This window comes from Ruegeria sp. C12 (genome assembly GCF_056537745.1).
This window is the reverse complement of the sequence record NZ_JBQFSA010000007.1, coordinates 145,444-170,583: the sequence shown is the minus strand read 5'-3', so window position 1 is coordinate 170,583 and position 25,140 is coordinate 145,444. Positions and strand designations below refer to the sequence as shown.

Sequence of the window (25,140 nt, the reverse complement as noted above, 5' to 3'; positions counted from 1 at the left end):
CTTGTCCGAGCCGTCGAAAACTCTCGTTTGTACGTTTTGAAATCAAACGCCATGTTGAAGGCAAGTCAAGTTCAGCTTTAGCCAAAGGGGATATGCCATGATCGAGATGACGACAAACCCGTCTGTTCAGGATGCGATCCGTCGCGCGCATGAAGAACGCAGCAAGATGGTCCATCAGGTCTGGGGTTGGCTATTCGGTTCCCGCTGACCGCAGCGCGCGCGGGCTTACGGGATAAAGAAGGGCCGGCCCAAAAGGACCGGCCCGATTTCGTTGCACTGCTTCGGGTCTAGACGAAGAACTGCGCGCCATTGGCCGAGATGGTCGAGCCGTTGATGAACTGCGACTCGTCCGAGGCCAGGAAGGCCACGCAACGGGCAATCTCTTCCGGCTCACCCAGACGGCCAGCAGGGATCTGGCTGATGATCGATTCACGCACCTTCTCGGGTACCGCCATCACCATTTCGGTTGCGATGTAGCCGGGGCAGATTGCGTTGGCGGTGATGCCCGCGCGTGCACCTTCCTGCGCCAGTGATTTCACAATGCCCAGATCACCCGCTTTGGTCGCGGCATAGTTCACCTGCGCGAACTGACCTTTCTGACCGTTGATCGAGCTGATGACGATCACGCGGCCAAATTTTCGCTCGCGCATGCCGGGCCAGACGGGATGAACAGTGTTGAACACGCCGGTCAGGTTGGTGTCGATGACCTGGTGCCACTGCTCGGGCGTCATCTTGTGGAAAGGTGCGTCCTTGGTGATACCCGCGTTGGCCACAACGATGTCGATCGGGCCAACCTCGGCCTCGACTTTTTCGATGCCCGCTTTGGACTCGTCATAGTCGGCGACGTTCCACTTGTAAGTGGCGATGCCGGTTTCTTCGGTGAACTTTGCGGCGGCTTCATCGTTTCCTGCATAGGTGGCCGCAACATTGTACCCTTCGGCCTTGAGCGCCTTGGAAATTGCTGCGCCGATGCCGCGAGAGCCGCCGGTTACGAGTGCTGTACGTGCCATTTAGGAATCCTCCAAATTTAGTCGTCTTGGTAATTCTGTTACTCTGAGGGAGATTGGTGCGCAATATCGTTTCGTGATCGTTTTCGACTTTCTGTTTGGCGATATTGTCGCATCTAACGGATATGCTTCGATTGTAACAAAAAAGGGCGCTGGTAGAGCGCCCTTTTCTATTTGGGTGTCAACGCACTTAGTCGCGCTCCACGCACAGGGCGACGCCCATGCCGCCGCCGATGCACAGGGTCGCCAGACCCTTTTTCGCGTCGCGGCGTTTCATTTCGAACAGCAGCGTGTTCAGGACACGGCAGCCGGATGCGCCGATCGGGTGGCCGATGGCAATTGCGCCGCCGTTGACGTTCACGATGGACGGGTCCCAGCCCATGTCCTTGTTCACGGCGCAGGCCTGCGCGGCGAACGCTTCGTTGGCCTCGACCAGATCCAGATCGTCAACCGACCAGCCCGCTTTTTCCAGCGCCTTGCGCGAGGCGTAGATCGGGCCGACGCCCATGATCGACGGGTCCAGACCAGCGGTCGCGTAGGACGCGATACGGGCCAGAGGCTCGATCCCGCGCTTTTCGGCGTTTTCGGCCGACATCAGCAGGGTTGCCGCCGCACCATCGTTCAGGCCAGATGCGTTTGCCGCCGTGACCGAGCCGTCCTTGGTGAAGGCCGGGCGCAGCTTTGCCATGGCTTCCATGGTTGCGCCGTGGCGGATGTACTCGTCCTTGTCCATCACGATATCGCCCTTGCGGGTCTTGATGGTGAAGGGCACGATTTCATCCGCGAACTTGCCCGCTTTCTGAGCCGCTTCGGCCTTGTTCTGCGAGGCAACGGCGAATTCGTCCTGCTGATCGCGGCTGATCTGCCATTTCTCGGCGACGTTTTCGGCGGTCTGACCCATGTGGTAGCCGTTGAAGGCGTCCCACAGACCGTCGCGGATCATTGTGTCGATATATTTCATGTCACCCATCTTGTGACCGGCGCGCAGGGCGGCGGCGTGGGGCGACAGGGTCATGTTCTCTTGTCCACCGGCGGCAACGATGTCGGCATCGCCCAGCTGAATGTGCTGAGCCCCCAGCGCAACCGCGCGCAGGCCCGAGCCACACACCTGGTTAATGCCCCAAGCCGCGCTTTCCTGCGGCAGGCCGGCATTGATATGCGCCTGACGGGCGGGGTTCTGGCCCTGAGCGGCGGTCAGCACCTGACCCATGATGGTTTCGCTTACTTCGCCCTTCTCTACTCCGGCGCGTTCTACGACTGCTTCCAGGACGGCAGCGCCCAGATCATGTGCAGGGGTGTTCGCAAACGAACCGCTAAAGCTGCCGACGCCTGTGCGTGCGGCGGATGCGATTACTACGTTGGTCATATAATCAGTCCTTTACCGTCATGGTCCAAAGGGAAATCTGACGGCGCAGGTGGCAGAGAGGCTCTCTGACAGTACAAGAGCGCCCCAAGTTCCCCGCTCCAGCACCTTTTGCAATACCGCAATGCTGCAATTGCAGCAACGGACAGCTTGTCTCAGCGTTGGACAGGATTTGTTGTCGCAAGCGGGTTTTTGCCTAAGAGCCTGTTTTGGATTTCTTTTCCTGCTTCCACGGGGGCGAAACCGCGGGCGCGCCAAACAGAAAACCCTGCAGGCAATCGACGCCGCTGGCGGTCAGGAACGCGGCATCCGCCTGGTTTTCGACCGATTCGGCGGTCACCAGGATCTCGAATTCCCGCGCGACAGCGATCAAAGCGCGGACCAGCGCCTGATTGTCAGGCTGCTCGCTGATCCCCCGAATGAACTGCCCGTCGATCTTGGCCGCGTCGAACAGAAACTCGCGAAAATGGCGAAAGCTGAAATCGCTGGCACCGAAATCGTCCAGCGCAAAGGCGATGCCGCGTTCCTGCAGGCGGTCCATCAGGTCGATCACAAGCTCGGGCACCTGCATGGCGGATTGTTCGGAAATCTCAAGGATCAGCCGTTCCCCCAAACCCGCGTCGCGTTTCAGAAAGCGGTCCAGCACCCGGGTCCAGCGCGAGAACCCGATCGACCGGGCCGACATGTTGATGGACAACCGGATCGAGGGGTTTCGGGCAAGCGTACGCAGCCCCAGTTCCAGTGCGATGCAATCCAGTTCTCGGCCTAAAGGCGTGTTTTCCAATTGCGGCATGAACTCGCGCGCCGGGATCACCCGCCCGGTTTCGTCCAGAACCCGGATGAAGCCTTCGTAGAATGCGACAGCATATGGCGGGTCGGCCTGCACAACCGGCTGGAACGCCAGCTTGCATTGTTTGTGCTTCACCGCTTCGGTCGCCATTTTCACAACGGATCTGTCCCGCGCCGAGATGGCCGAGTTCAACGGGCTTTCCGATCCTTCGGGTATATCCGCACGTTTCTTGTCCCGCATGAGCGCCGGTTCCCTGAGTGATTCCGAACAAAGGTCCGGCCCAGTGTCAGGTCAAACAGGTGAATCTGCGGTTAAGGTCGGGAAAGTTTCAGCGGGCAGATTGCCACGCGCGTGTCAGGGAGGCTGCGGCTCCGATCACGGCACCGGTGACACCCATGATCATCATGACAAAGCCCAGTGCGATCAGGCCAGTCAGCGCCGTCGCCAAAGCGGCGATCATGGCCAAAGTCAGACCCATCAGACCAACCACGGTCGAAACAGTTGTTAAACGGGTCATTTCGGGTCTCCGGCCACTCGTTACATTGCACCTGTCCCCTCATATGGCGTCGAAGGCTGGAATTTCAAGTTGAGACCCATGTTGCACTACGTGCGTCAGACCTGTTCCGCCTGACGATTGGGCACGTTCTTGTCCAGATGCTCGAATCCGGGCGTTCCGCGATCTTCGGGGTGGCGCGCCAGGTGCTTTTCTTTGATCTGCGTTGAGCTGTCCCGGCTGCCATCATGGCTGTAGCCGGGCGGGGCGAAGCAATAGCCGAGCCTCTGGCGCAGGGTCAGGCCGGGCTGTGTGGCGTCGCGCCAGATGCCAACCCATTCGTGGAAGGCCACACGCAGCGGGTTGAAGGTGCCGATATTGTGGACCAACCCGTAATCGACCCGCTCATCTTCTTGTTCGGGTACAAAGGTGCCGAACATCTTGTCCCAGATGATGAAAACACCTGCATAGTTGCAGTCCAGATAGCGCGCGTTGCGGCCATGATGCACGCGGTGATGGCTGGGCGTGTTCATGATCGCCTCGAACCAGCGGGGCATTTTGCCGATGGCCTCGGTATGAATCCAGAACTGATAGATCAGGTTCAGCCCGCCAACGAACAGCACCATGGCTGGGTGAAAGCCCAGCAGGATCAGGGGCGCGCGGACGACCATCATGAAGGTGAACGTATAGGTCCATGTCTGCCGCAGCGCGGTCGTCAGGTTGTAGTGTTGCGAACTGTGGTGGTTCACATGGCTGGCCCAGACCCAGCGGATGCGGTGCCCGAAACGATGTACCCAATAGTACCGAAGGTCGTCCAACACGAAACACAGGATGATGACGGGGATCGAGGTCCCAAGGTTCAGCGGTGTGACCTGCCACAACCACATGAAGAACCCATAGGCGATGAACCCCAGCGAGAAGCCCGAGGCGATATTGCCCGCCCCCATGATCAATGAGGTCACGGCATCGCGCGTCTCATACCGGCCGCCACGCCCTTTGACCGTGATCCACAGGAACTCGGCCAGGATGGCGGCGATAAAAAACGGGACAGCCCATTGGACGGCGTCGGGAAAGCTGATGTGATCGGTCATGAAAGGTCCATCAGGTTTTGCCAGTGCTGGCGTTCGATTTCGTCAAGGCGGATGACCACCCTGGGCGTGGTGAAGTCGTGAAACTGGAACTCGAACCCGGCCTGCTGTTCGATCCAGTCGAAATCCAGCAGGTGCCGAGCCACCGTATCCGCGCCAAAGGACCACAGCAGGCCCGGCCCTGTCTCGGTCCGAACCAGAGCGGCGTGGGCGTCGTGTGAGACGGTGACATCGATCACCACATCGTCGGGAAAGTGGCGCTGCCAATCCGCCAGTGCGGTTTCCCGTGTCAGAACACGCCGCTGAGACCGCCCGCTCAGGTGCAACAGAAGCGTTATTGCGGCAATCCCCCCGACCACAAGTACAAGCAATATTTCAAGTGGCATAGTTCTCTCCCCGCTGGCAGAGTGCAAAGCGGGAAGAACGCTGTCAAAGGTGGCGTTGCGTCAGCCGTGTTCCAGACGGTCCAGGATTTCATGCTGCACCACGCGCTGCACAAAGGGGACCAGGCCTTCGGGGCCCGAGCTTCGGTCTTTCAGATGGATACAGATATCGGGGCGGCGGGATGCAATGATCCCCACCAATTCACCGCGTATCATATCATCCAGCCCAGCCCCCATGATGGCACAGGCGATCCGGGGTTCAGCATCCAGTTGCCGCCGCACCTCATCGGGGTCATGTGCACCCAGCCATTGGATCGGAAGGTGATCAAGCTGCCGCGCAACATCTCCGATCACATTCGGTAAGCGTCCGATCAGCAGTACAACGGGTTTCATCGTTGCCTCCATTCCCAACACACAAACTGCCCCGCCCAAAACAGCGGGATGAGGACAGTGTATCACGAGATCGAATTTGACGGGGGCCGACAGCGGTTGGAAGCCGTTTCCTTAGCCTGCTGCGCCGACCAGAGTCGAGATAATCGCCTTGGCGCTGTCGGAATTCCATTCGGCATCACCGATCAGACGGGCGATTTCATTGCCGTCGGGGTCGACGATCACGGTGATTGGCAGGCCGATCACACCCATCTCGCGCGCAACGGCCTGTGAAGGGTCCTGATGGCGGGGCAGGTTGTCGATGCCGTTTTCTTCGAAGAACTTCTTGATCCCGGCAGGTGAATTGCGCCCGGTGGCCAGCGTCAGCACTTCGAACTTGTCGCCTCCGAACTCTGCCTGCAACTCGGCGATCTGGGGCATTTCCTTGCGGCACGGCGCGCACCATGTGGCCCAGAAGTTCAGCAGAACGTATTTGCCTTTGTAATCCTCCAGCGAGGCTGTGCCGCCGTCATCCTCAAGCTCGAAGTCCACCGGCGTCACCGGCTTGGGCTGTGAATGCAGGATCAGACGCTTCAGGCTATCCTCGCGCAAGGGGGCGAGCGTCTCGGCATCGGCGGCCAAAGCGGCGTTTGCACCCAGCGCAAGGGCCATATAAAGGGGGATCAGACGAATAAGGCGCATATCAACTCCGGGTTTTCCAACATGACCGATCAATCCTCGAACCAGATGTGGGGCGGCCGCTTTGCCGCCGGACCAGACGCGATCATGGAGGCGATCAATGCCTCGATCGGGTTCGATCAGCGGATGGCAGCCCAGGACATCGCAGGCTCGCGCGCCCATGCCGCCATGCTGGCTGCCACAGGCGTTATTACTGATAGTGATGCGCAGGCCATTCGGGAAGGGCTGCTCACCGTTTTGTCAGAAATCCAGAACGGTGAGTTTCAGTTCTCGACCGCGTTGGAAGACATCCACATGAATGTGGAGGCGCGGCTGAAAGAGGTGATCGGAGAGCCTGCGGGCCGTCTGCATACCGGTCGTTCGCGGAATGACCAAGTTGCGACCGATTTTAAGCTATGGGTCCGCGATCAGCTGGACGCGGCGGAATCGGGTCTGCTGGCTCTGATCCGTGCGCTTCTGACGCAGGCCGAGGCTGGGGCCGATTGGGTCATGCCCGGTTTCACCCACCTGCAAACGGCGCAGCCGGTGACATGGGGCCATCACATGATGGCCTATGTCGAGATGTTCGGCCGCGACCTGTCCCGTGTCCGCGACGCCCGTGCCCGGATGAATGAATCCCCCTTGGGCGCTGCTGCATTGGCTGGAACATCCTTCCCCATCGACCGGGAAATGACAGCCAAAGCGCTGGGCTTTGATCGCCCCGCCGCGAACTCGCTGGATGCGGTCAGCGACCGCGATTTCGCGCTCGAGTTCCTGTCCACCGCGTCGATCTGCGCCGTGCACCTGTCGCGCTTTGCCGAGGAACTGGTGATCTGGTCTTCGGCCCAGTTCCGGTTTGTGACGCTGTCCGACCGGTTCTCGACCGGTTCGTCGATCATGCCGCAGAAGAAAAACCCCGATGCCGCCGAGTTGATCCGCGCCAAGGTGGGCCGGATCTATGGCGCAAACACCGCTTTGATGATGGTGATGAAAGGCCTGCCGCTGGCCTATTCCAAGGACATGCAGGAAGACAAGGAACAGGTCTTTGACGCCGCCGACAACTGGATGCTGGCGCTGGCGGCGATGGAAGGCATGGTCAAGGACATGACCGCCAACCGCGACAGCCTCGCCGCCGCTGCCGGGTCAGGGTTCTCGACCGCGACCGATCTGGCCGACTGGCTGGTGCGGGTGCTGGGCCTGCCCTTCCGCGACGCGCACCATGTCACCGGATCGCTGGTTGCGATGGCTGAACAGAAAGCCTGCGACCTGCCGGACCTGACGCTGGAGGATATGCAATCGGTCCATGCAGACATCACCGATGACGTCTATTCTGTCCTTACCGTGGAAAACTCGGTAAACTCGCGCCAGTCCTACGGCGGTACCGCCCCCGATCAGGTTCGTGCGCAGATCGAACGATGGAAGGCATTGGTGTGATGTATATCTTCAGGGTCATTCTTCTGATTATGGCCGGGTTTGCCCTGGTCGCTTGCGGAGCGGATGGAGAGCCGGTGCAGCCCACCGCCAGCCTCGGGATCGGCGTCGGATCCAGCGGCACTCATGTCGGCGGCGGCGTTGGCTTCCGCCGCGGCGGCCTAGGTGTCTATCTGGGCGTCTGAGCCCTGCGCCATTGCAATGTTGCAAACAAGGCCCATGTCTGTCGGGCCGCATCATCTTGGGAAAACTGAATTTATGCGAACTCTTGGCCTGATCCTGACGCTTGCTGTTCTGGCGGCGTGCGAACCCACATCTGCACCGCGTCAGGAACCCAAGCCAGAACCCAGCGAATCCGGCGTTTCCGTGTCCGGCTATGCGCGGGTCGGTGTTTCGACCGGGTCCTGAGCGACCGATAGGCGCGCTGAGTGCCGGAATCCATTGATCCGTATCCCCCTTTTGGTCTAAGCGCGGCGTCATGGATCACTTTCTCTACCGCGACGGCGCGCTCTACGCCGAGGATGTCCCGATTTCCGAAATCGCAGCTGCGGTCGGAACCCCGTTCTATGTCTATTCGACGGCAACCCTGTTGCGGCATTTCAAGCTGTTCGACGACGCACTTGAGGGCACCGATCACCTTGTCTGCTACGCGATGAAAGCGGCCAGCAATCAGGCGATCCTGAAAACGCTGGCGCAGGCGGGCGCGGGGATGGATGTGGTTTCGGGAGGGGAATACCTGCGGGCCAAGGCTGCAGGCGTTCCGGGCGACAAGATCGTGTTTTCGGGCGTCGGCAAAACAGCGGATGAGATTCGCACGGCGCTGACCGGCGGCATCCGCCAGTTCAACGTTGAATCCGAACCTGAGATGGAGGTGATCAACGCCGTCGCTCTGGAACTGGGCGTGATCGCGCCGATCACCGTGCGCGTGAACCCGGATGTGGACGCCAAGACCCATGCGAAAATCGCGACCGGTAAGTCCGAGAACAAATTCGGCATCCCGATCTCACGCGCGTCCGAGGTTTATGCGCTGGCCGCCAGCCTTCCGGGGCTGGACGTGATTGGTATCGATGTCCATATCGGCTCGCAATTGACCGAACTGGAGCCGTTCGAGCTGGCCTATACCAAAGTCGCCGAGCTGACCGAACAACTGCGCGCCGAGGGGCACAATATCCGCAGGCTCGATCTGGGGGGCGGTTTGGGCATTCCCTATGCGCGGTCGAATGAAGCGCCGCCGCTGCCGATGGAATATGGCGCTTTGATCAAGAAAACGCTGGGCCATCTGGGCTGCGAGATCGAAATTGAACCGGGCCGCCTGATCGCGGGCAATGCGGGGCTGATGGTCAGCAAAGTGATCTATGTGAAATCGGGCGAAGGCCGCGATTTCCTGATCCTCGATGGTGCGATGAACGACCTGATCCGCCCGGCAATGTACGAGGCGCATCACGACATTATCGCGGTGCAGGAACCTGCCGCCGGGGTCGAACAGCAACCCTATGACATCGTTGGCCCGGTCTGCGAAAGTGGCGATACCTTTGCCAAGCAACGCACCATGCCGCCGCTTGCGCCCGGTGATCTGGTCGCCTTCCGCAGCGCCGGTGCCTATGGCGCGGTGATGGCCAGCGAATACAACACCCGCCCCCTGATCCCCGAGGTTCTGGTGCACGGGGATCAATTTGCAGTTATTCGTGAACGCCCAAGCTTTGACGAAATCATAAACCGCGATACCATACCTGAGTGGCTTTGACGCGATAAGCGTGCAGGCCCGATCAGGAGGCCCGCATTGCGCGACAGATTGAAACTGCCGATTCCAAGACTTTCGCTTTGGCTGACCCATGCGGGGCTGCTGGCCGAGCAGGTTATGCGCGCTTTCTGGCCGTTTTTCTCGATCCTGATGGGCATTTTGGCCGCATTGATGCTGGGCCTGCAGGATCAGGTCCGGGTCGAGCTTGTTTGGGGTATCGGCGCGCTTGGCCTGATTGTGCTGGGTGTGGCTGCGGTTCTTGGGGTCCGGCGATTCCATGTGCCATCGCGGATCGAGGCGCTGGCGCGTCTGGATGAAACCCTTCCGGGGCGGCCCATACAGGCCTTGATGGATGATCAGGCAATTGGGGCCACGGATGCGGATTCGGTTGCGCTGTGGCACGCGCACAAGGCGCGTATGGCGCAGCGAGCCTCGACGGCCAAGGCAGTCAAACCCGATCTGCGACTTGCGTCGCGCGATCCGTATGCTTTGCGCTACGCCGCGCTGCTGGCGCTGGTGGTGGCTGTGTTGTTCGGGTCCTTCTGGCGCATCGGTTCGGTCGCGGAGATGACGCCCGGCACGGCTGTCGCCGGGCAGGGACCCACCTGGGAAGGCTGGGTCGAGCCGCCGCGCTATACCGGCCTGCCGACCCTGTATCTGGCCGACCAGTCCGGGCCGACCCTGTCTGTGCCGCAGGGCAGCAACATTACGCTGCGCTTTTACGGTGAGGTTGGGGCGCATAGCCTGACCGAAACAAGCTCTGTTCTGGGTACAGAAGCCGCCACCGCGCCGGAACAGGAATTCGTGGTCGACCGCTCGGGCCAGTTGCGGATCGACGGACCCGCAGGCCGGGATTGGACGCTGGATGTGGTCGCGGATGCCGCACCCCGGATCAGCGTCGCAGGCGTGGCCGAGGCTGAAGCCGGTGGGCAGATGAAATTGCCCTTCCAGTCCAGCGATGATTACGGTGTCGTCTCGGGCTCAGCCCTGATCGAACTGGATCTGGCCGCCGTTGATCGCCGCTATGGCCTGACCACAGAGCCTGAGCCGCGCGAGGTGATTCAGATCGAGTTGCCCATGCCGATCACCGGCGACCGGGCCGATTTCACCGAAGATCTGATCGAAGATTTCTCGCAGCACCCGTGGGCGCATCTGCCGGTGCGCATCACGTTGATGGCGCGGGATGCCGCAGATCAGCAGTCCGAATCCGAACCGTATCTGACCGCCTTGCCAGCGCGTCGGTTCTTTGACCCGCTGGCAGCGGCGGTGATCGAACAGCGGCGTGATTTGCTGTGGTCGCGCGACAATGGCGCGCGGGTTGCGCAGGTATTGCGCGCGGTGTCCCATCGCCCCGAAGATCTGTTCCGCTCGGACACGGCCTATCTGCGGCTTCGCGTTCTGTTGCGGCGGTTGGAGACGTTCACGGAATATGGCCTGAAGCAGCCTCAGCAAGAGGAGATTGCGCAAGCGCTTTGGGACCTTGCGGTTCTGATCGAGGACGGCACGCTTGCGGATGCTTTGGAACGGATGCGCCGCGCGCAGGAACGTTTGACCGAGGCAATGCAAAACGGTGCCAGCGACGAGGAAATTGCCGAGCTGATGCAGGAATTGCGCGAGGCAACTCAGGACTATTTGCAACAGCTTCAGCGTCTGGCACAGCAGAATGGCGAAGACGGCGAGCGGCAGCAGGGCCAGAACGGCGAATCCATGCAGATGACGCAGGACGACCTGCAGGCCATGATGGACCGCATTCAGGAACTGATGGAACAGGGCCGCATGGCCGAGGCGCAGCAGGCGTTGGAAGAATTCCAGCAGATGATGGAGAATATGCGCGTCACCCAAGGGCAAGGTCAGGGCGGCCAGTCCGAAGGGCAACAGGCCATGGAAGGCCTGGCCGAGACGTTGCGCGAACAACAGGGCCTTAGCGATCAGGCCTTCCGCGACCTGCAGGAACAATTCAACCCCGGTGCCCAGTCTGGTGAGAGCCAGGGCAATGAAGGGCGTAGTGGCGGCATGGGCCGCGGACAAAGCCACGAGGGCCAGGGCGGTCAGGGGCAGGATTCGGATCAGGCCGGGGAAGGCCAGTCCGGACAGGGCAACCTTGCCGACCGTCAGCAGGCCCTGCGGGATGAGTTGCGGCGGCAGGCGCAGGGCCTGCCCGGTGCAGGAACGCCGGAAGGCGAGGCCGCGCGTGATGCGTTGGGCCGGGCGGGGCGCGCTATGGATGAGGCCGAACAGGCCCTGCGCGGCGATGATCTGGCCGAGGCAATAGACCGCCAGTCCGAGGCGATGGAAGCCCTGCGCGAGGGCATGCGATCGCTGGGTGAGGCCTTGGCCCAGAACCAGCAGAACCAGCCCGGTCAGGGCGCGCAGGAGGGTGAGGCGCAGGCCAACAACCGCGATCCGCTGGGCCGCAATCCGGGTGCTGCCGGGTCAATCTCGACCGAGGAAAACCTGTTGCAGGGCGAGGATGTGTATCGTCGCGCGCGTGAGTTGCTGGACGAAATCCGCCGCCGGACCGGCGAAAGCGACCGGCCCACAATTGAACTGGAATATCTGAAACGGCTGCTTGAACGGTTCTGACGACGTCAGGTCTAGGGCGCGCCGGATCCGGCTTGGCTCTCAAGCCAGACACGCGCCTGATCCACCAGTGAGACATAGGAATTCAGCACCGGATCCGCCTGCGGCACAGCTTCGCTGATCTGCTGGGCGTTGCCGTAGATCAGGTACAGAATCACGCCAATGATCAGCATCAGCGCAAACCCACGCACAAAGCCGCCGGATTTGCGCGCTGGCTGTTCGGCCTCGGGTTCTTCGCTGAGCATGCTGGAATTGATCGCCTCTACATCCGGCAGAGCGTCCTTCTGACCGGCATCCTCGGACGTTTCCGAGGCGGTAGGGCGCCGTGGTTCGACCTTGGGCGTCGGCGCGACATCCAGCGCCAGATCCGGTTGCGTTTCCAGGCTGCTGCCCTCTTGCGCCCGCAAGTCAGCCTCGCGCGCCGCCTCTTCCTGCAGAATATTGGCCACGGCAGGGTCCACGTTGCCGGTAGGTTTGGCATCTGCCGGTTCCGGCTCAGGCTCAGGCTCGGGTTCTGGCGCGATCTCGGCCACAACCGGCGCAGCCTCTTCAGGTTGCGGGTCTTCGGCGGCCTCAGGCTCGACCGCTTCGGGTTCCGGCGTGTCGGCTTCGGCCGGGGCGGGCTCTGGTGTTTCCGCTACAGGATGTTTGGCCTGAAACCATGTGTGATCGCAGGCCGAACATTGGACATCGCGGCCTTCCTCGGGGATGACCTCGTCCGGGACCTCATATTGGGCACTGCAATTCGGACATGTAAGACGCATGCTGCCTCCCCGGCCGTGCAATCCGGCCGATAATAGTTTTTTCAGGCATGATATTCCGTTAAGACCCAACAGCAAAGCGCGTTTTCGGTTTCACGGTCCAAGTGTCACCAATTGGACTCGGTACAGGCATTGAAACCACACCCGCACTGGGGCAAGAAGAGCGGCATAATAAATGGGGGCACGTGTGATCGAGCTGGAAAATGTCAGCTACACCTATGGTGACGGCGAATTGCTGAGCGATGTCTCGGTGCAATTGCAGCCGGGTTCGTTTCACTTTCTGACGGGGCCTTCGGGTGCGGGCAAGACCACGTTTCTGAAACTATGCTACGGCGCATTGTTGCCCACATCCGGGCGGTTGAGCGCCTTTGATCAGGACATAGCCACGCTGGATCGCGATCAGATGGCCCTGTTGCGCCGCCGGATCGGCGTGGTTCATCAGAATTGCGAGTTTCTGGACCATATGACCTTGGCCGAAAACGTCGCGCTGCCGTTGATGGTTTCAGGCCGGGTTGAAGCGGATGAGCAGGACAATCTAACCGAGTTGCTGGGCTGGGTCGGTCTGGGGTCCCGTCTTGAAGCGCATCCGCCAGAGCTGTCGGGCGGCGAACGGCAGCGCGCCGCGCTGGCCCGTGCGGTGATCCTGTCGCCTGACGTGGTGCTGGCCGATGAACCCACAGGCAACGTGGATTGGGAGATGTCGCAGCGCCTGCTGCGCCTGCTGGTCGAACTGAACCGGATGGGCAAAACCGTCCTGATCGCCACCCATGATCTAAGCCTGATCCGTGCCGCGAAAAGTCAGGTTCAGGCGCGTGTTCTGCGCATCTCGCAGCGTCGTCTGCACTTGGCGGGGGCGGATCTATGAGCCGGGGCGATATCCGAAACCTGCTGCGACGAGATTCTCGGGCCGACCGCGTGGTGCCCCCAACCGGGTATACCGCGCATTTGACCCTATTCGTTTCGGGCGCGATGGCGTTTCTGACCGTTTTTGCTTTGGCCCTGTCGCTGGCCTCGGGCCGGATTGCCGACCGATGGGCAACGGAACTGGCCGGGGCCGCCACCCTGCGCATCAACGCGCCGGCCGAGCAGCTGGCCGCCCAGGCCCAGGCCGCGCTGACCGTGCTGAGCCAAACGCCCGGCGTCGCTTCGGCCCGCGCCCTGACGACCGAGGAACAGGCGGCCCTGCTGTCGCCCTGGTTCGGGCCAGATCTGCCACTGGACACGCTGCCCATCCCGCAACTGATCGAGATTGTCGAAGGCGAACCGGGCCTTGACGCCGCCGGTCTGCGCCTGCGCCTTGGGGCCGAGGTACCGGGCGCGGTTCTGGATGACCACACCAGATGGCGCGAACCTTTGGTCGATGCCGCCATGTCCCTTAGGCGATTGGGCTGGATTTCGATCCTGCTGATCGGTGGGGCGACGGCGGCCATGATCACTCTGGCCGCGAATGCCTCACTGGCGGCGAATGCCAAGATCATCGAGGTGTTGCGTCAGGTTGGGGCCCGCGACCGGTTTATCGCAGGAGCCTTCGTGCGCCGCTTTACCTACCGCGCGCTGTTTGGCGCAGCCGTGGGCACGTTGTTGGGGATGACCGGCGTTTTGTTGTTGCCCGAAGCCTCGGATGCCGGGGGCTTCCTGTCTGGCGTCGGGTTTCAGGGCAGTGACTGGATTTTGCCCGTGGCCATTCCCATTCTGGGCGCGGCCGTCGCCTTTTTTGCCACCTGGGCCGCCGCGCGCCGCAAGTTGAAGGAGCTTTCGTGATGTCCATGGCCATTCAGTGGGTCCGCTCGGTGATCTTCATGTTTGTGATCTACCTTTGGATGCTGATCCTTGGCATTCTGTACCTGCCTTACGCGATCTTCACCAAACGCGGCGCGTTGCGGGCCTGCAAAGCCTATGCCAGCAGTACCATTTGGCTTGCGCGCTGGATGGTTGGCATTCGCTCTGAGGTGCGCGGCGCAGTGCCCACGGGCGAGGTTGTCATCGGGGCCAAGCACCAGTCGTTTCTTGATATTCTCTTGATCTTCAACGTGATCCCGCATGGCAAGTTCATCATGAAGCGAGAGCTTTTGTGGACCCCGGTCATTGGCCTATATGCGCGCCGATTGGGATGTATCCCGGTCAACCGGGGCAAGAAGGGTGCGGCGGTGGCCAAGATGGTCAAGGATGTCGCCAAGGAATTCACCGAACCCGGCCAGTTGGTCATCTACCCTCAGGGCACCCGCGTCGCACCGGGGGCCAAAAAGCCCTATAAGGTGGGCACGGCGGTTCTGTACGAAGGGCTTGGCGTGCCGTGCGTCCCTGTTGCCACAAATGCGGGGGTTTTCTGGCCGCGCACGGGCATCTTGCGCAAACCCGGCCTGGCAATCGTCGATTTCCTCGACCCGATCGAGCCGGGTGTCGCGCGCGATGCATTCCTTGGGCGGCTGGAAGAGGTGATCGAGACCCGCTCGACCGCGTTGATGAAAGAAGTGGGGTTTGACCCAGATGGAGTTCATTGAAGATACCGAGACGCTTGCGGGGCTTTATGGCACCCCGGGCGCACCGTCCTTGCGCAAAGTGGCACACAGCCTGACGCCACTGTATCGGACATGGATCATGGCCTCGCGCCTGTGCATTCTCAGCACGGTCGGGCCGGAAGGTGTCGATGGCAGCCCGCGCGGTGACGATGGCCCGGTGGTGCTGGAGCTGGATCCAAAGACTCTGGCGATGCCGGATTGGCGGGGCAACAACCGCTTGGATTCGCTGCGCAACATCGTGCGCGATCCGCGTGTTTCGCTGATGTTCATCGTGCCCGGTTCCAACAACGTGGTGCGGGTGAACGGGACGGCGCGTCTGACTGCGGATGATGAATTGCGTACGCGGTTCGAAAAGCAGGGCAAGCGCCCGGCGACTGTGATCGTGATTGAACTTCACGAGATTTACACTCAATGCGCGCGGGCGCTGATGCGGGCAAGAACCTGGACTTGCGGTGATGAGTCCGCGCCTCTTCCAACCATCGGAGAAATTCTGGCCGAGGCGTCGGACGGGGACGAAGGCGGCGCACGCTATGATCGCGAATGGGGCGCGCGCGCCGCTAAAACCATGTGGTAGTCACGGCGGCTACACTGCCGCTGCGCCAATCCTGGCGACCTGGGAAATCCAGCGCTCGACATGACCGGGCTTGGGATAGCTGGCCCCTGCGAAATAGGTAAACCGTGTTGGTTTGAAGCCGACAAAGCCCAGGATCTGATCGCGTACTTGCCGGATCAGTGCCTGGCGATAGATCAGCCGCATGAACCAGCCCGGCGTGTCCGACGTCAGAATGACGCGCGCGGTGCGACCGGTCAGCATCGGGGCCGGGAAACCCATCTTGGTCGTGTGTCGCGTATCGAAAGTACGCCCCGGGATGAACATGCGGTCAATCAGACCCTTCAGTTTCGCAGGCAGACCGCCCCACCACATTGGCGCTGTCAGGACCAGATGATCGCTCCATTCAAAATCCTGCAGAACCTGTTCCAGCACGGGCTCTAGCGGCTTGAAGTCGTGGTAATTGCCCTGACCGAAATCGTGGTCGAACTGCAGATCGCTCAGGTGGATCAGGCGGACATCATGCCCGTTTTCGCGGGCTGCGTCGCCATAGGTTTGCGCAAAGGTGCGGGACAGGCTGCTTTCGGCAGGGTGTCCGTCAAGGATCAGAATTTTCTTCGGCTGCATCGGGGTTCTCCTAAAAATGACCGTGGTCAGTTTATAGAATCAAAAAATGACCGCGGTCAATAAAAAATTTGACCACGGTCAGAAAACGTGCAAATTAGCCTTATGCAGAAGACAGTTCAAAAACGTACACTGAAAACCCGCGCCCGCCTTATGGCGGCGTCCGAGGCGTTGATTCAGGACAGCGGGTATGAGGCGCTGAGGGTGGAAGATGTCGTCAAGGCCGCCGGTGTGGCCAAGGGGACGTTCTTTGCGCATTTCCACGACAAAGACGCGATGATGGAAATTCTGATCGCTGACAGGTTGAACGCGTGCCTGGATCAGGCCGAGTCCGGCCCGCCGCCCGGAACCGTCGCCGAAATCATCGCCGGGCTGGAGCCCGCCCACAGTTTCATGACGTCCGAACGGTATGTATTCGATCTGTTGATCAGGTATTCCGGCGCGGCGGCAATCGCCGAGGTGGGCCCGATCGCCTATTGCTTTGAGCGGTACTTCCGCGTCGTGATGATGTGGCTTGACGCTGCTCAGATGCGCAAGGATGTGCCGCCCGAGCTGTTGGCAGAAGGTGTGCAGGCCTTTGCGATTCAGGCGATGTCTCTAAGGTTCTGCGCGTTGCATTCCGCGACGACATTCACCGACAGGCTGGAAACCTATCTGGATGCATGGCTGACCCCGGCGCGCTGATTGCCGCCGGAGTCATTGGTCTTAGCTGTGGATCGGTCCGTCGCCGCAGGCCAAGGCAGCCTCGCGCACGGCTTCGGAATAGGTCGGGTGGGCGTGGCAGGTCAGGGCCAGATCTTCGGCTGAGGCTCCGAATTCCATGGCGACGCAGACCTCGTGGATCAGATCGCCAGCGCCGGGGCCGATGATGTGTGCGCCCAGAATACGGTCGGTTTCCTTGTCGGCCAGAATCTTCACGAACCCGTCGGCGGCAAAGTTGGCTTTGGCCCGACCGTTGCCCATGAACATGAACTTGCCGACCTTGTAGGCGCGGCCCTGTTCTTTCAGCGTCTCTTCGGTTTCGCCGACATTGGCAACCTCGGGCCAGGTGTAGATCACGCCAGGAATGACGCCGTAGTTCACGTGACCATGCTTGCCCGCGACCTGTTCGGCGGCAGCCATGCCCTCATCCTCGGCCTTATGCGCCAACATCGGGCCTTCGGTGACGTCGCCGATGGCGTAGATGCCAGGCACGTTGGTCTGCCAGTCGGCCCCGACCTTGATCTGACCACGCGGCGTCATCTCGACGCCCAAAGCGTCCAGCCCCAGGCCGTCCGAATACGGTTTGCGCCCGGTGGCGACCAGTACGGTATCCGCCTCGACCACATGCTCGCTGTCGTCCTTGCGCAGTTTGTACGTGACCTTGGCCTTAGTCTTGGTGGCTTCGGTCTTTTGCACCGCTGCGCCCATGACAAACTTCAAACCCTGTTTCTTGAGGATACGCTGGAAGGTTTTCTGCACCTCGGGGTCCATGCCCGGTGTGATCACGTCGAGGAATTCGATCACCGTGACCTCGGCACCCAGCCGCTGATAGACCGAACCCAGTTCAAGCCCGATCACACCTGCACCAATAACGACCATCTTCTTCGGGATCTTGCCCAGCGACAGCGCACCCGTCGAGGTGACGACAACCTTCTCATCAACTTCAACACCGGGCAGCGAGGCGGGCTCGGACCCCGAGGCGATGATGATGTTCTTCGCCTCGTGCACCTCATCACCAACCTTGACCTGACCTGCAGCGGGGATCGAGCCCCAGCCTTTCAGCCAGTCGATCTTGTTCTTCTTGAACAGGAACTCGATGCCCTTGGTATTGCCTTCGATCACCTCGTCCTTGTAGGTCTGCATCTGCTTCCAATCGACCGAAGGCGATTTACCCTTCAGGCCCATCTTGGCAAAGTTATGCTCGGCCTCGTGCAACTGATGGCTGGCGTGCAGCAGCGCCTTGGATGGGATGCAGCCCACATTCAGACAGGTGCCGCCCAATGTGTCCCGTCCTTCAACGCAGGCGGTTTTCAGGCCCAGCTGGGCACAACGGATGGCACACACATAGCCGCCGGGGCCTGAGCCGATTACGATGACGTCATAACTTGCCATTGAGGGTCTCCTTGAGAATTCGGGCTGTCACAGGGCGTAAACCTCTGAACAGGTTGTACATCAGCGGCGTCACAATAGCACCGCCAAAAGCATGAAGGTGGTAGTCAGGAACCCGGCGAACCAGATCAGGGTGCGCCAGGGCTTCCAACCGTAATAATAGGCGGGCACGTAAAGGACGCGCGCCACCAGATAGGTCCAGGCGCAGGTCGCAGTGAAGTCGTTGCCCGTCCCACTGAGGGTCACGACCACACAAGCGATGGAGAACAGGATCAGCCCTTCGAAGTGATTGTTCAGCGCCCGATACAGACGGGCCGTTTCATCGGACAGCTGATCTTCGAGTGCACCACCCAACCGGCTGCGGTCGCGCGCGGACATGGTCTTGCCCGGACCCAGTTCCAGATTGGCCGGGATCGCCATCAGAGCATATTGGATGATCTGCAACAGTGCGGCCAATGTCAGGGCAGTCAACTCGGGTGTCACAGGGGAACACCTTCATTTTTGCCGCCCACCCTATGATGGGTCGGGCGGCCAGTTGGGATTATGTCTGATCCGGGCAGCACTGTTTAGACAGGGTTCAGAACTTTGACCTGGATATGCGCAACGCCCCCGCGTTCGTGGTGCATCGCCAGCTCTTCTGATTCCAGAAAACTCTGCGCGCGGTCCAGATCGGTGATTTCGAACAGGGCCACAGCGTGATCCTTCTGAGCTGGGTCCTGCCAGATATGGAGGTCGCGGATTCCCGCAGCCTCACGCATTTTCTGGTCTTCGCGGAACACGGTCAGCCAGGCATCGAAATCCGCCACATCGGCTTGCCAAAGGACATGAGTCGCCATGATTACAGATCCATCAACAGGCGGCGCGGATCTTCCAGCGCCTCTTTCACGCGGACAAGGAACGTCACCGCGCCTTTGCCGTCCACGATGCGGTGATCATAGGACAGGGCCAGATACATCATCGGACGAATCTTGATTTCGCCATTGATAACCATCGGACGGTCCTGGATCTTGTGCATTCCCAGAATACCCGACTGCGGCGGGTTCAGGATCGGTGAGGACATCAGCGAGCCGTAGACGCCACCGTTTGAGATGGTGAAGGTGCCGCCCTGCATCTCTTCCATGCTCAGCTTGCCGTCACGGGCGCGTCGGCCTTTTTCGGCAATCGCCTTCTCGATCGCGGCAAAGGACATGCTGTCGGCATCGCGGATCACCGGAACCACCAGACCCTGCGGCGTACCGGCGGCAACGCCCATATGCACGAAGTTCTTGTAGACGATATCGGTGCCGTCGATTTCCGCGTTCACCTCGGGCACTTCTTTCAGCGCATGACAGCAGGCCTTGGTGAAGAAGGACATAAAGCCCAGACGCACGCCGTGCTTCTTCTCGAACTGATCCTTGTACTGGTTGCGCAGGGCCATCACCTCGGTCATGTCCACCTCGTTATAGGTGGTCAGGATCGCTGCGGTGTTCTGCGCATCCTTCAGGCGCTTGGCGATGGTTTGGCGCAGACGGGTCATGCGTACCCGTTCTTCGCGCCCGGCATCTGCGGCAGCCACAGGCGCGCGCGGGGTTGGTGCCGGGGTAGGGGCCGCCGGGGCCGGTGCGGGGGCCGACGGTGCTGCAGCGGCGCGGGCCACATCTTCTTTCATGATCCGGCCATCGCGACCGGTTCCAGTGACCTGATCGGCCGACAGGCCAGCCTCGGCCATGGCTTTTTCGGCTGACGGCGCATTGGCGATATCCTTGCCTGTGCTGGCCGCTGCCGGGGCCGCCGCCGCGGCTGCTGCCGGAGCCGGAGCAGCCCCAGCCGCCGCGCCCGAGATCACCGCCAGCTTGGCCGAGGCATCCACGGTCGCGCCTTCGGGGGCCACGATTTCAGCCAGCACGCCCGCAGCGGGGGCCGGAACCTCGACCGAAACCTTGTCGGTTTCCAATTCGCACAGCATCTCATCCTGCGCGACGCTGTCGCCGACCTGTTTGAACCATGTCGAAACGGTTGCTTCGGTCACGGATTCGCCCAGCGTCGGCACCATGACGTCCACGCTGCCGCCCGACGCAGCCGGGGCGGCTGCCGGGGCCGGAGCGGCGGCAGGCGCAGGAGCCGCGCCTTCGCCCGCGGTGATTGTGGCCAGCAGGGCGTCAACGCCAACGGTTTCACCTTCGGCGGCGACGATTTCGCCCATCACACCGGCAGAGGGCGAGGGCACTTCGACCGTAACCTTGTCGGTCTCAAGCTCGCACAGCATTTCATCTACGGCGACCGCATCGCCGGGTTTCTTGAACCAGGTCGCAACCGTCGCTTCGGTTACCGATTCGCCAAGCGTGGGAACACGAACTTCAATCGTCATCGTTTACTTTCCTTCAATGCTCAGCGCTTCGTTCACCAGCGCTTCTTGTTGGGCTTTGTGTTGGCTGGCCAGACCCGTCGCGGGTGAGGCGGATGTTGCGCGACCGACATAGCGCGGCCGGGTATGCTTGGCCTTGATGCGGGTCAGCACCCATTCGATATTGGGCTCGATAAAGGTCCAGGCGCCCTGGTTCTTGGGCTCTTCCTGGCACCAGATCATTTCCGCACCCTTAAAGCGCTCAAGCTCATTGATCAGCGAGTGCGCCGGGAACGGATAAAACTGTTCGATCCGCATCAGGTAGACATCGTCGATCCCACGCGCGTCGCGTTCCTCCAGCAGGTCGTAGTAAACCTTGCCGGAACACATCACGACCCGCTTGATTTTGTCGTCCTTGACCAGCTTGGTGTCCGAATTGCCGTGCTGCGCATCGTCCCACAGAACCCGGTGGAAGCTGGAGCCTGTGGTGAACTCTTCTGCCTTGCTAACAGCCAGCTTGTGGCGCAGCAGCGATTTCGGCGTCACCAGGATCAGCGGCTTGCGGAAGGTCCGGTGCAGCTGACGGCGCAGGATGTGGAAATAGTTCGCAGGCGTCGTGCAGTTCGCCACGATCCAGTTGTCCTGACCGCACATTTGCAGGAACCGTTCCAGACGGGCAGACGAGTGTTCCGGCCCTTGCCCTTCGAACCCGTGCGGCAGCAGGCAGACCAGACCGGACATCCGCAGCCACTTGCTTTCGCCCGAGCTGATGAACTGGTCGAACATGATCTGCGCCCCGTTGGCGAAATCGCCGAACTGCGCTTCCCACAGGGTCAGGGCGTTGGGTTCGGCCAGCGAATAGCCGTATTCGAAACCCAGAACCGCATATTCGGACAGCATCGAGTCGATCACTTCGTACTGCGCCTGCCCCGAGCGAATATTGTTCAGCGGGTAATAGCGTTCTTCACTTTCCTGATGGACAAAGCCGGAATGGCGCTGGCTAAACGTCCCGCGCGTTGCGTCCTGCCCGGACAGGCGCACCGGGTAGCCTTCGGTCAGCAATGAGCCAAAGGCCAGTGCTTCGCCCGTGGCCCAGTCAAACCCTGTGCCTGTTTCGAACATCTGCTTTTTGTGATCCAGCAGGCGGCCCACGGTCTTGTGCAGGGCCACATTGTCGGGCGCATGGGTCAGTGCCTTGCCAACCTCAGCCAGCGTGTCCGGAGAAATGGCGGTCTCGCCCCGCACATATTCTTCCTTGCTTTTGTCCATGTGCGACCAGCGCCCGTCCAACCAGTCGGCCTTGTTGGGTTTATAGTCTTTTCCAGCCTCGAACTCATCATTCAGATGGGCCTGGAAGGCGGCCTTCATGTCCTCGATCTCGCCCTCGGGGATCAGACCGTCCTTGACCAAACGCTCGGTGTACAGAGACAACGTGGTCTTATGCGTCTTGATCTTCTTGTACATGATCGGGTTGGTGAACATGGGCTCATCGCCCTCGTTATGACCAAACCGGCGATAGCAGAAGATGTCGATGACCACGTCCTTGTGAAACTTCTGACGGAACTCGGTCGCCACCTTCGCCGCATGCACCACGGCCTCGGGGTCGTCCCCGTTGACGTGGAAGATCGGTGCTTCAACCATCAGCGCAATATCCGTGGGATAGGGGCTGGAGCGTGAGAAGTGCGGCGCGGTGGTGAAACCGATCTGGTTATTCACCACGATATGCATCGTTCCACCGGTCTTGTGCCCGCGCAGGCCGGACAGGCCGAACCCTTCGGCCACCACACCCTGACCGGCAAAGGCCGCATCGCCGTGCAGCAGGATGCCCATGACCTTGGTGCGGTCTTCGTCTTTCAACTGATCCTGCTTGGCGCGGACCTTGCCCAGCACAACCGGGTTCACGGCCTCAAGGTGGCTGGGGTTGGCGGTCAGCGACAGGTGCACGCTGTTGCCATCAAACTCGCGGTCGCTGGAGGCGCCAAGGTGATATTTCACGTCGCCCGAGCCATCCACGTCCTCGGGCTTGAAGCTGCCGCCCTGGAATTCGTTGAAAATCGCGCGGTAAGGCTTGCCCATCACGTTGGCGAGGATGTTCAGACGCCCGCGGTGCGGCATGCCGATCACGATGTCCTGAACGCCTAGGGCACCGCCGCGCTTGATGATCTGCTCCATCGCCGGGATCAGACTTTCGCCGCCGTCCAGACCGAACCGCTTGGTGCCCATGTATTTTACATGCAAGAATTTTTCGAAGCCTTCGGCCTCGACCATCTTGTTCAGGATCGCCTTGCGGCCTTCCTTGGTAAAGGCGATTTCCTTGCCGTAGCCTTCGATCCGTTCTTTCAACCAGGCGGCTTGTTCGGGGTCCGAGATATGCATGTATTGCAGCGCGAAGGTGCCGCAATAGGTGCGTTTCACGATCTCGACGATCTGGCGCATGCTGGCCATCTGCAGGCCCAGCACGTTGTCGATGAAAATCTGACGGTCCATATCGGCTTCGGTAAAGCCGTAGGTCTTTGGGTCCAGTTCCGGGTGCGTGCTGGCCGCGCGCATGCCCAGCGGATCCAGATCGGCAGCCAGATGGCCCCGGATCCGATAGGCCCGGATCAGCATCAGGGCACGTAGGCTGTCCAGCACGGCGCGTTTGACCTGATCTTCACTGACCTTGACGCCCGTGTCAGCGGCCTTGTCCTTGATCTTTTTGTCTGCCGCCTTGGCGTCGATCTCGGCCCACTCGCCGGTCAGCGCGCCGGTCAGATCATCGGCCGGCATCGGCGGCCAGTCGGTCCGCGCCCAGGACGGCCCTTCTGCCTCTTTCTGAACGTCGGGCGTGGCGTCGCCCATCTGCCGGAAGAAATCGACCCAGGCCGCGTCTATCGCGTTCGGGTCCTTCGTATACTGGGCGTAAAGCTGCTCCAGATACTCGGCATTGTGCCCTTGCATAAAGCTCGAGGCATGAAAGGCAGAGTTGGGCGTATGTTCGGTCATTGGGCTACCTCATATGGGTTGGGACCGTATTGGTTGGCGCCGGGTTGGCTGGGGCGGGTCAGCCACCACAGAACCAGCAGGGGCGACACAAACAGAACGATGAGTGTCGGAATGACGATCAGCAGAGTGGCACGTGTGAACAGAATGTCCAGAGTGCCACCGTGGAACTGGCTGGCAAGGCCAATGCCAAAAATCAGAACCGCAAAGGCCCCGAGGATCAGCAGGATTGGTAGCAGAGCATAGAGCCCGCTGCGCCCGCTATCATGCATCCGCCGCCACGCGACGGCCAGATGCGGGAAGAAGACGATCAGGCTGACGATGCTTTGAACCGGTTGGCGGGATGTCGCGGTGACCTGTTTGACCTCATCGCTTTCGCTGACCGAGACCTGAGTGAAGAACTGCGCATCGATGATCCCTGCGATTAAGCTCCAGATCACGATAAACAGGAAAAAGAACCAGTATTCGGGGCGGGAGGCCCGACCCGAGAAGGTGAAGAACTTGGAGAAACAGGTGCGGATGGCGTCAGAGAAGGTCACTGTTTGGCCTCCTTATTTCGCCGATAAATTTCTAATCCAAATGCAGAATTGGGTTTTCTAGAATACTGCTCTTCGAACTCGGATTGCTCGAACCAGAAAAAATCCACTCTCGCTGGCCCCATGCCAACTTGGGGTTCCAGAATCGGGCGATCAACAAAAACGCCTAGTTTCACGAGAAAACTAGCAGCACCAGAAAGCGGTTTGTGTAGTTCGTCTCCAATAGTTGTCGCGCTCACAGTTCGAGCCGGACCAAGAGATACTTTGTGCCCGTCACCCGGGTATTGATGAACTGCATCAGAAACCAATGTTGCATCTTGCAAAGAAGAACTAAAGAAGCGGCATCCAAGGTCTTCGCCAAGTTTTCTATTTCCGCCCTTGTCATGGATCATCAAAAACGCGCGGGTGTCTCCATCCCACCAGAACGCATCAAAGACACCGCGCTGTGAGACATCAGATATGGTGTCCAGATGCTCAATCATGTCGGGAATGATGCCAGTTTCTGTATCCAGACCGAAAAAGTTGTATCTCTCATCAATAAGGGCACGGAAGAGTCCGCCATCTGCCAAAAGCGAAGCAAGTGCTTCGGGATAGGGCGCACGGAACGTTTTCCATCCGCGTTGGGTGAATTCCTCAGCAACCGAAGCACGATCTGCCAATGACCATGTACATAGATCGATTACGTCCTGTGTTGGCTTTGTAAATTTCGGTGATGCGCTGGCAGTCCCCGAGATTGCGGAAAACTGGACACTTAGAAACAAAACCAAAACATGCAGGAGGCGAGGGGATTTTGCCCCCCGCCTCACAAAGCATATTTTCTGGCGCGCCATC

The 25,140-nt window shown here is 60.4% G+C and carries 27 protein-coding genes; 10 read left to right on the top strand and 17 right to left on the bottom strand.

Annotated features, from left to right (window positions below):
• Positions 1–287 precede the first annotated feature (287 nt).
• The 8 genes from phbB to ACR0C9_RS14760 form a co-directional block, all read right to left on the bottom strand.
• Entirely contained in the window at positions 288–1,010 is a 723-nt protein-coding gene (phbB, locus tag ACR0C9_RS14795) for an acetoacetyl-CoA reductase (protein WP_170453158.1), read from the bottom strand.
• A 187-nt stretch (positions 1,011–1,197) separates the two neighbouring features.
• Entirely contained in the window at positions 1,198–2,373 is a 1,176-nt protein-coding gene (locus ACR0C9_RS14790; protein ID WP_170453157.1) for an acetyl-CoA C-acetyltransferase, read from the bottom strand.
• 193 nt (positions 2,374–2,566) lie between these two features.
• Positions 2,567–3,400, bottom strand: a complete 834-nt coding sequence (locus ACR0C9_RS14785) for an EAL domain-containing protein (protein WP_170522196.1) — start codon at positions 3,398–3,400, stop codon at positions 2,567–2,569.
• An 88-nt stretch (positions 3,401–3,488) separates the two neighbouring features.
• The gene (locus ACR0C9_RS14780) at positions 3,489–3,677 is read right to left on the bottom strand and encodes a hypothetical protein (protein ID WP_170453155.1); all 189 of its coding nucleotides are present in this window, start codon (positions 3,675–3,677) and stop codon (positions 3,489–3,491) included.
• Between the two features lie 95 nt (positions 3,678–3,772).
• Complete coding sequence (locus tag ACR0C9_RS14775; RefSeq protein WP_480781350.1) at positions 3,773–4,744, bottom strand: sterol desaturase family protein; 972 nt, start codon at positions 4,742–4,744, stop codon at positions 3,773–3,775.
• Positions 4,741–5,127, bottom strand: a complete 387-nt coding sequence (locus ACR0C9_RS14770) for a hypothetical protein (RefSeq protein WP_170453153.1) — start codon at positions 5,125–5,127, stop codon at positions 4,741–4,743. The genes ACR0C9_RS14775 and ACR0C9_RS14770 overlap by 4 nt, the downstream gene beginning before the upstream one ends.
• A 60-nt stretch (positions 5,128–5,187) precedes the next feature.
• Entirely contained in the window at positions 5,188–5,517 is a 330-nt protein-coding gene (locus ACR0C9_RS14765) for a hypothetical protein (RefSeq protein WP_170522204.1), read from the bottom strand.
• A gap of 111 nt (positions 5,518–5,628) precedes the next feature.
• A complete protein-coding gene (locus tag ACR0C9_RS14760; protein WP_170455692.1) occupies positions 5,629–6,195 on the bottom strand; it encodes a TlpA disulfide reductase family protein in 567 nt (188 codons plus the stop codon).
• A gap of 21 nt (positions 6,196–6,216) precedes the next feature.
• Between ACR0C9_RS14760 and argH the strand changes: the two genes are divergently transcribed.
• From argH to ACR0C9_RS14735, 5 genes are all read left to right on the top strand, one after another.
• Positions 6,217–7,605, top strand: coding sequence for an argininosuccinate lyase (argH, locus tag ACR0C9_RS14755; RefSeq protein ID WP_170455690.1), 1,389 nt, complete (start codon positions 6,217–6,219; stop codon positions 7,603–7,605).
• Positions 7,605–7,787, top strand: coding sequence for an argininosuccinate lyase (locus ACR0C9_RS14750; RefSeq protein WP_170455689.1), 183 nt, complete (start codon positions 7,605–7,607; stop codon positions 7,785–7,787). The genes argH and ACR0C9_RS14750 overlap by 1 nt, the downstream gene beginning before the upstream one ends.
• 73 nt (positions 7,788–7,860) lie before the next feature.
• Entirely contained in the window at positions 7,861–8,010 is a 150-nt protein-coding gene (locus ACR0C9_RS14745; RefSeq protein ID WP_480781349.1) for a hypothetical protein, read from the top strand.
• Between the two features lie 70 nt (positions 8,011–8,080).
• Positions 8,081–9,346: a diaminopimelate decarboxylase gene (gene lysA / locus ACR0C9_RS14740; RefSeq protein ID WP_170624041.1), complete on the top strand. Its 1,266-nt coding sequence runs from the start codon at positions 8,081–8,083 to the stop codon at positions 9,344–9,346.
• Between the two features lie 36 nt (positions 9,347–9,382).
• Positions 9,383–11,926, top strand: a complete 2,544-nt coding sequence (locus ACR0C9_RS14735; RefSeq protein WP_480781348.1) for a TIGR02302 family protein — start codon at positions 9,383–9,385, stop codon at positions 11,924–11,926.
• Between the two features lie 11 nt (positions 11,927–11,937).
• Here ACR0C9_RS14735 and ACR0C9_RS14730 read toward each other — a convergent pair whose 3' ends face one another.
• Positions 11,938–12,687 carry a zinc-ribbon domain-containing protein gene (locus ACR0C9_RS14730; protein ID WP_170624037.1) on the bottom strand — a complete coding sequence of 250 codons (750 nt, stop codon included), beginning with the start codon at positions 12,685–12,687 and terminating at the stop codon, positions 11,938–11,940.
• 184 nt (positions 12,688–12,871) lie between these two features.
• Here ACR0C9_RS14730 and ACR0C9_RS14725 point away from each other — a divergent pair, with 184 nt between their 5' ends.
• From ACR0C9_RS14725 to ACR0C9_RS14710, 4 genes are read left to right on the top strand one after another with little or no spacing between them, the layout of a single operon-like run.
• On the top strand, positions 12,872–13,549 hold the full coding sequence (locus tag ACR0C9_RS14725) for an ATP-binding cassette domain-containing protein (RefSeq protein WP_170624208.1): 678 nt from the start codon (positions 12,872–12,874) through the stop codon (positions 13,547–13,549).
• Positions 13,546–14,445 (top strand): FtsX-like permease family protein, encoded by a 900-nt coding sequence (locus tag ACR0C9_RS14720; RefSeq protein WP_170624035.1) that lies wholly within the window; start codon positions 13,546–13,548, stop codon positions 14,443–14,445. Before ACR0C9_RS14725 ends, ACR0C9_RS14720 begins: the two co-directional genes overlap by 4 nt.
• Positions 14,445–15,185: a lysophospholipid acyltransferase family protein gene (locus ACR0C9_RS14715; RefSeq protein WP_480781347.1), complete on the top strand. Its 741-nt coding sequence runs from the start codon at positions 14,445–14,447 to the stop codon at positions 15,183–15,185. Before ACR0C9_RS14720 ends, ACR0C9_RS14715 begins: the two co-directional genes overlap by 1 nt.
• On the top strand, positions 15,172–15,777 hold the full coding sequence (locus ACR0C9_RS14710) for a pyridoxamine 5'-phosphate oxidase family protein (RefSeq protein ID WP_480781346.1): 606 nt from the start codon (positions 15,172–15,174) through the stop codon (positions 15,775–15,777). Before ACR0C9_RS14715 ends, ACR0C9_RS14710 begins: the two co-directional genes overlap by 14 nt.
• 9 nt (positions 15,778–15,786) lie before the next feature.
• Here ACR0C9_RS14710 and ACR0C9_RS14705 read toward each other — a convergent pair whose 3' ends face one another.
• The gene (locus tag ACR0C9_RS14705) at positions 15,787–16,380 is read right to left on the bottom strand and encodes an NAD(P)H-dependent oxidoreductase (protein ID WP_170624033.1); all 594 of its coding nucleotides are present in this window, start codon (positions 16,378–16,380) and stop codon (positions 15,787–15,789) included.
• A gap of 102 nt (positions 16,381–16,482) precedes the next feature.
• Between ACR0C9_RS14705 and ACR0C9_RS14700 the strand changes: the two genes are divergently transcribed.
• On the top strand, positions 16,483–17,061 hold the full coding sequence (locus ACR0C9_RS14700) for a TetR/AcrR family transcriptional regulator (protein ID WP_480781345.1): 579 nt from the start codon (positions 16,483–16,485) through the stop codon (positions 17,059–17,061).
• A 21-nt stretch (positions 17,062–17,082) separates the two neighbouring features.
• On the opposite strand, the gene lpdA is transcribed toward ACR0C9_RS14700, so the two are convergent.
• The 7 genes from lpdA to ACR0C9_RS14665 all read right to left on the bottom strand — a co-directional run bounded on the left by lpdA (position 17,083) and on the right by ACR0C9_RS14665 (position 25,139).
• Positions 17,083–18,471 (bottom strand): dihydrolipoyl dehydrogenase, encoded by a 1,389-nt coding sequence (lpdA, locus tag ACR0C9_RS14695; protein WP_170455669.1) that lies wholly within the window; start codon positions 18,469–18,471, stop codon positions 17,083–17,085.
• Positions 18,472–18,540: 69 nt separating this feature from the next.
• A complete protein-coding gene (locus tag ACR0C9_RS14690; RefSeq protein WP_170455667.1) occupies positions 18,541–18,951 on the bottom strand; it encodes an MAPEG family protein in 411 nt (136 codons plus the stop codon).
• Between the two features lie 83 nt (positions 18,952–19,034).
• On the bottom strand, positions 19,035–19,304 hold the full coding sequence (locus tag ACR0C9_RS14685) for a hypothetical protein (RefSeq protein ID WP_170455665.1): 270 nt from the start codon (positions 19,302–19,304) through the stop codon (positions 19,035–19,037).
• A 2-nt stretch (positions 19,305–19,306) separates the two neighbouring features.
• Positions 19,307–20,815: a 2-oxoglutarate dehydrogenase complex dihydrolipoyllysine-residue succinyltransferase gene (gene odhB, locus ACR0C9_RS14680; protein ID WP_170455663.1), complete on the bottom strand. Its 1,509-nt coding sequence runs from the start codon at positions 20,813–20,815 to the stop codon at positions 19,307–19,309.
• A gap of 3 nt (positions 20,816–20,818) precedes the next feature.
• Positions 20,819–23,776, bottom strand: coding sequence for a 2-oxoglutarate dehydrogenase E1 component (locus ACR0C9_RS14675; protein WP_480781344.1), 2,958 nt, complete (start codon positions 23,774–23,776; stop codon positions 20,819–20,821).
• Positions 23,773–24,312, bottom strand: a complete 540-nt coding sequence (locus ACR0C9_RS14670; protein WP_170455659.1) for a DUF805 domain-containing protein — start codon at positions 24,310–24,312, stop codon at positions 23,773–23,775. The genes ACR0C9_RS14675 and ACR0C9_RS14670 overlap by 4 nt, the downstream gene beginning before the upstream one ends.
• Entirely contained in the window at positions 24,309–25,139 is an 831-nt protein-coding gene (locus tag ACR0C9_RS14665) for a hypothetical protein (protein ID WP_480585687.1), read from the bottom strand. Before ACR0C9_RS14665 ends, ACR0C9_RS14670 begins: the two co-directional genes overlap by 4 nt.
• Between the last annotated feature and the right edge of the window lies 1 nt (position 25,140).

Coding starts and splice junctions, on each gene's coding strand:
- phbB (WP_170453158.1), bottom strand. CDS start 1,010: ATGGCACGTACAGCACTCGTAACCGGCGGCTCTCGCGGCATCGGCGCA.
- ACR0C9_RS14790 (WP_170453157.1), bottom strand. CDS start 2,373: ATGACCAACGTAGTAATCGCATCCGCCGCACGCACAGGCGTCGGCAGC.
- ACR0C9_RS14785 (WP_170522196.1), bottom strand. CDS start 3,400: ATGCGGGACAAGAAACGTGCGGATATACCCGAAGGATCGGAAAGCCCG.
- ACR0C9_RS14780 (WP_170453155.1), bottom strand. CDS start 3,677: ATGACCCGTTTAACAACTGTTTCGACCGTGGTTGGTCTGATGGGTCTG.
- ACR0C9_RS14775 (WP_480781350.1), bottom strand. CDS start 4,744: ATGACCGATCACATCAGCTTTCCCGACGCCGTCCAATGGGCTGTCCCG.
- ACR0C9_RS14770 (WP_170453153.1), bottom strand. CDS start 5,127: ATGCCACTTGAAATATTGCTTGTACTTGTGGTCGGGGGGATTGCCGCA.
- ACR0C9_RS14765 (WP_170522204.1), bottom strand. CDS start 5,517: ATGAAACCCGTTGTACTGCTGATCGGACGCTTACCGAATGTGATCGGA.
- ACR0C9_RS14760 (WP_170455692.1), bottom strand. CDS start 6,195: ATGCGCCTTATTCGTCTGATCCCCCTTTATATGGCCCTTGCGCTGGGT.
- argH (WP_170455690.1), top strand. CDS start 6,217: ATGACCGATCAATCCTCGAACCAGATGTGGGGCGGCCGCTTTGCCGCC.
- ACR0C9_RS14750 (WP_170455689.1), top strand. CDS start 7,605: ATGTATATCTTCAGGGTCATTCTTCTGATTATGGCCGGGTTTGCCCTG.
- ACR0C9_RS14745 (WP_480781349.1), top strand. CDS start 7,861: ATGCGAACTCTTGGCCTGATCCTGACGCTTGCTGTTCTGGCGGCGTGC.
- lysA (WP_170624041.1), top strand. CDS start 8,081: ATGGATCACTTTCTCTACCGCGACGGCGCGCTCTACGCCGAGGATGTC.
- ACR0C9_RS14730 (WP_170624037.1), bottom strand. CDS start 12,687: ATGCGTCTTACATGTCCGAATTGCAGTGCCCAATATGAGGTCCCGGAC.
- ACR0C9_RS14720 (WP_170624035.1), top strand. CDS start 13,546: ATGAGCCGGGGCGATATCCGAAACCTGCTGCGACGAGATTCTCGGGCC.
- ACR0C9_RS14715 (WP_480781347.1), top strand. CDS start 14,445: ATGTCCATGGCCATTCAGTGGGTCCGCTCGGTGATCTTCATGTTTGTG.
- ACR0C9_RS14710 (WP_480781346.1), top strand. CDS start 15,172: ATGGAGTTCATTGAAGATACCGAGACGCTTGCGGGGCTTTATGGCACC.
- ACR0C9_RS14705 (WP_170624033.1), bottom strand. CDS start 16,380: ATGCAGCCGAAGAAAATTCTGATCCTTGACGGACACCCTGCCGAAAGC.
- ACR0C9_RS14700 (WP_480781345.1), top strand. CDS start 16,483: ATGCAGAAGACAGTTCAAAAACGTACACTGAAAACCCGCGCCCGCCTT.
- lpdA (WP_170455669.1), bottom strand. CDS start 18,471: ATGGCAAGTTATGACGTCATCGTAATCGGCTCAGGCCCCGGCGGCTAT.
- ACR0C9_RS14685 (WP_170455665.1), bottom strand. CDS start 19,304: ATGGCGACTCATGTCCTTTGGCAAGCCGATGTGGCGGATTTCGATGCC.
- odhB (WP_170455663.1), bottom strand. CDS start 20,815: ATGACGATTGAAGTTCGTGTTCCCACGCTTGGCGAATCGGTAACCGAA.
- ACR0C9_RS14675 (WP_480781344.1), bottom strand. CDS start 23,776: ATGACCGAACATACGCCCAACTCTGCCTTTCATGCCTCGAGCTTTATG.
- ACR0C9_RS14665 (WP_480585687.1), bottom strand. CDS start 25,139: ATGGCGCGCCAGAAAATATGCTTTGTGAGGCGGGGGGCAAAATCCCCT.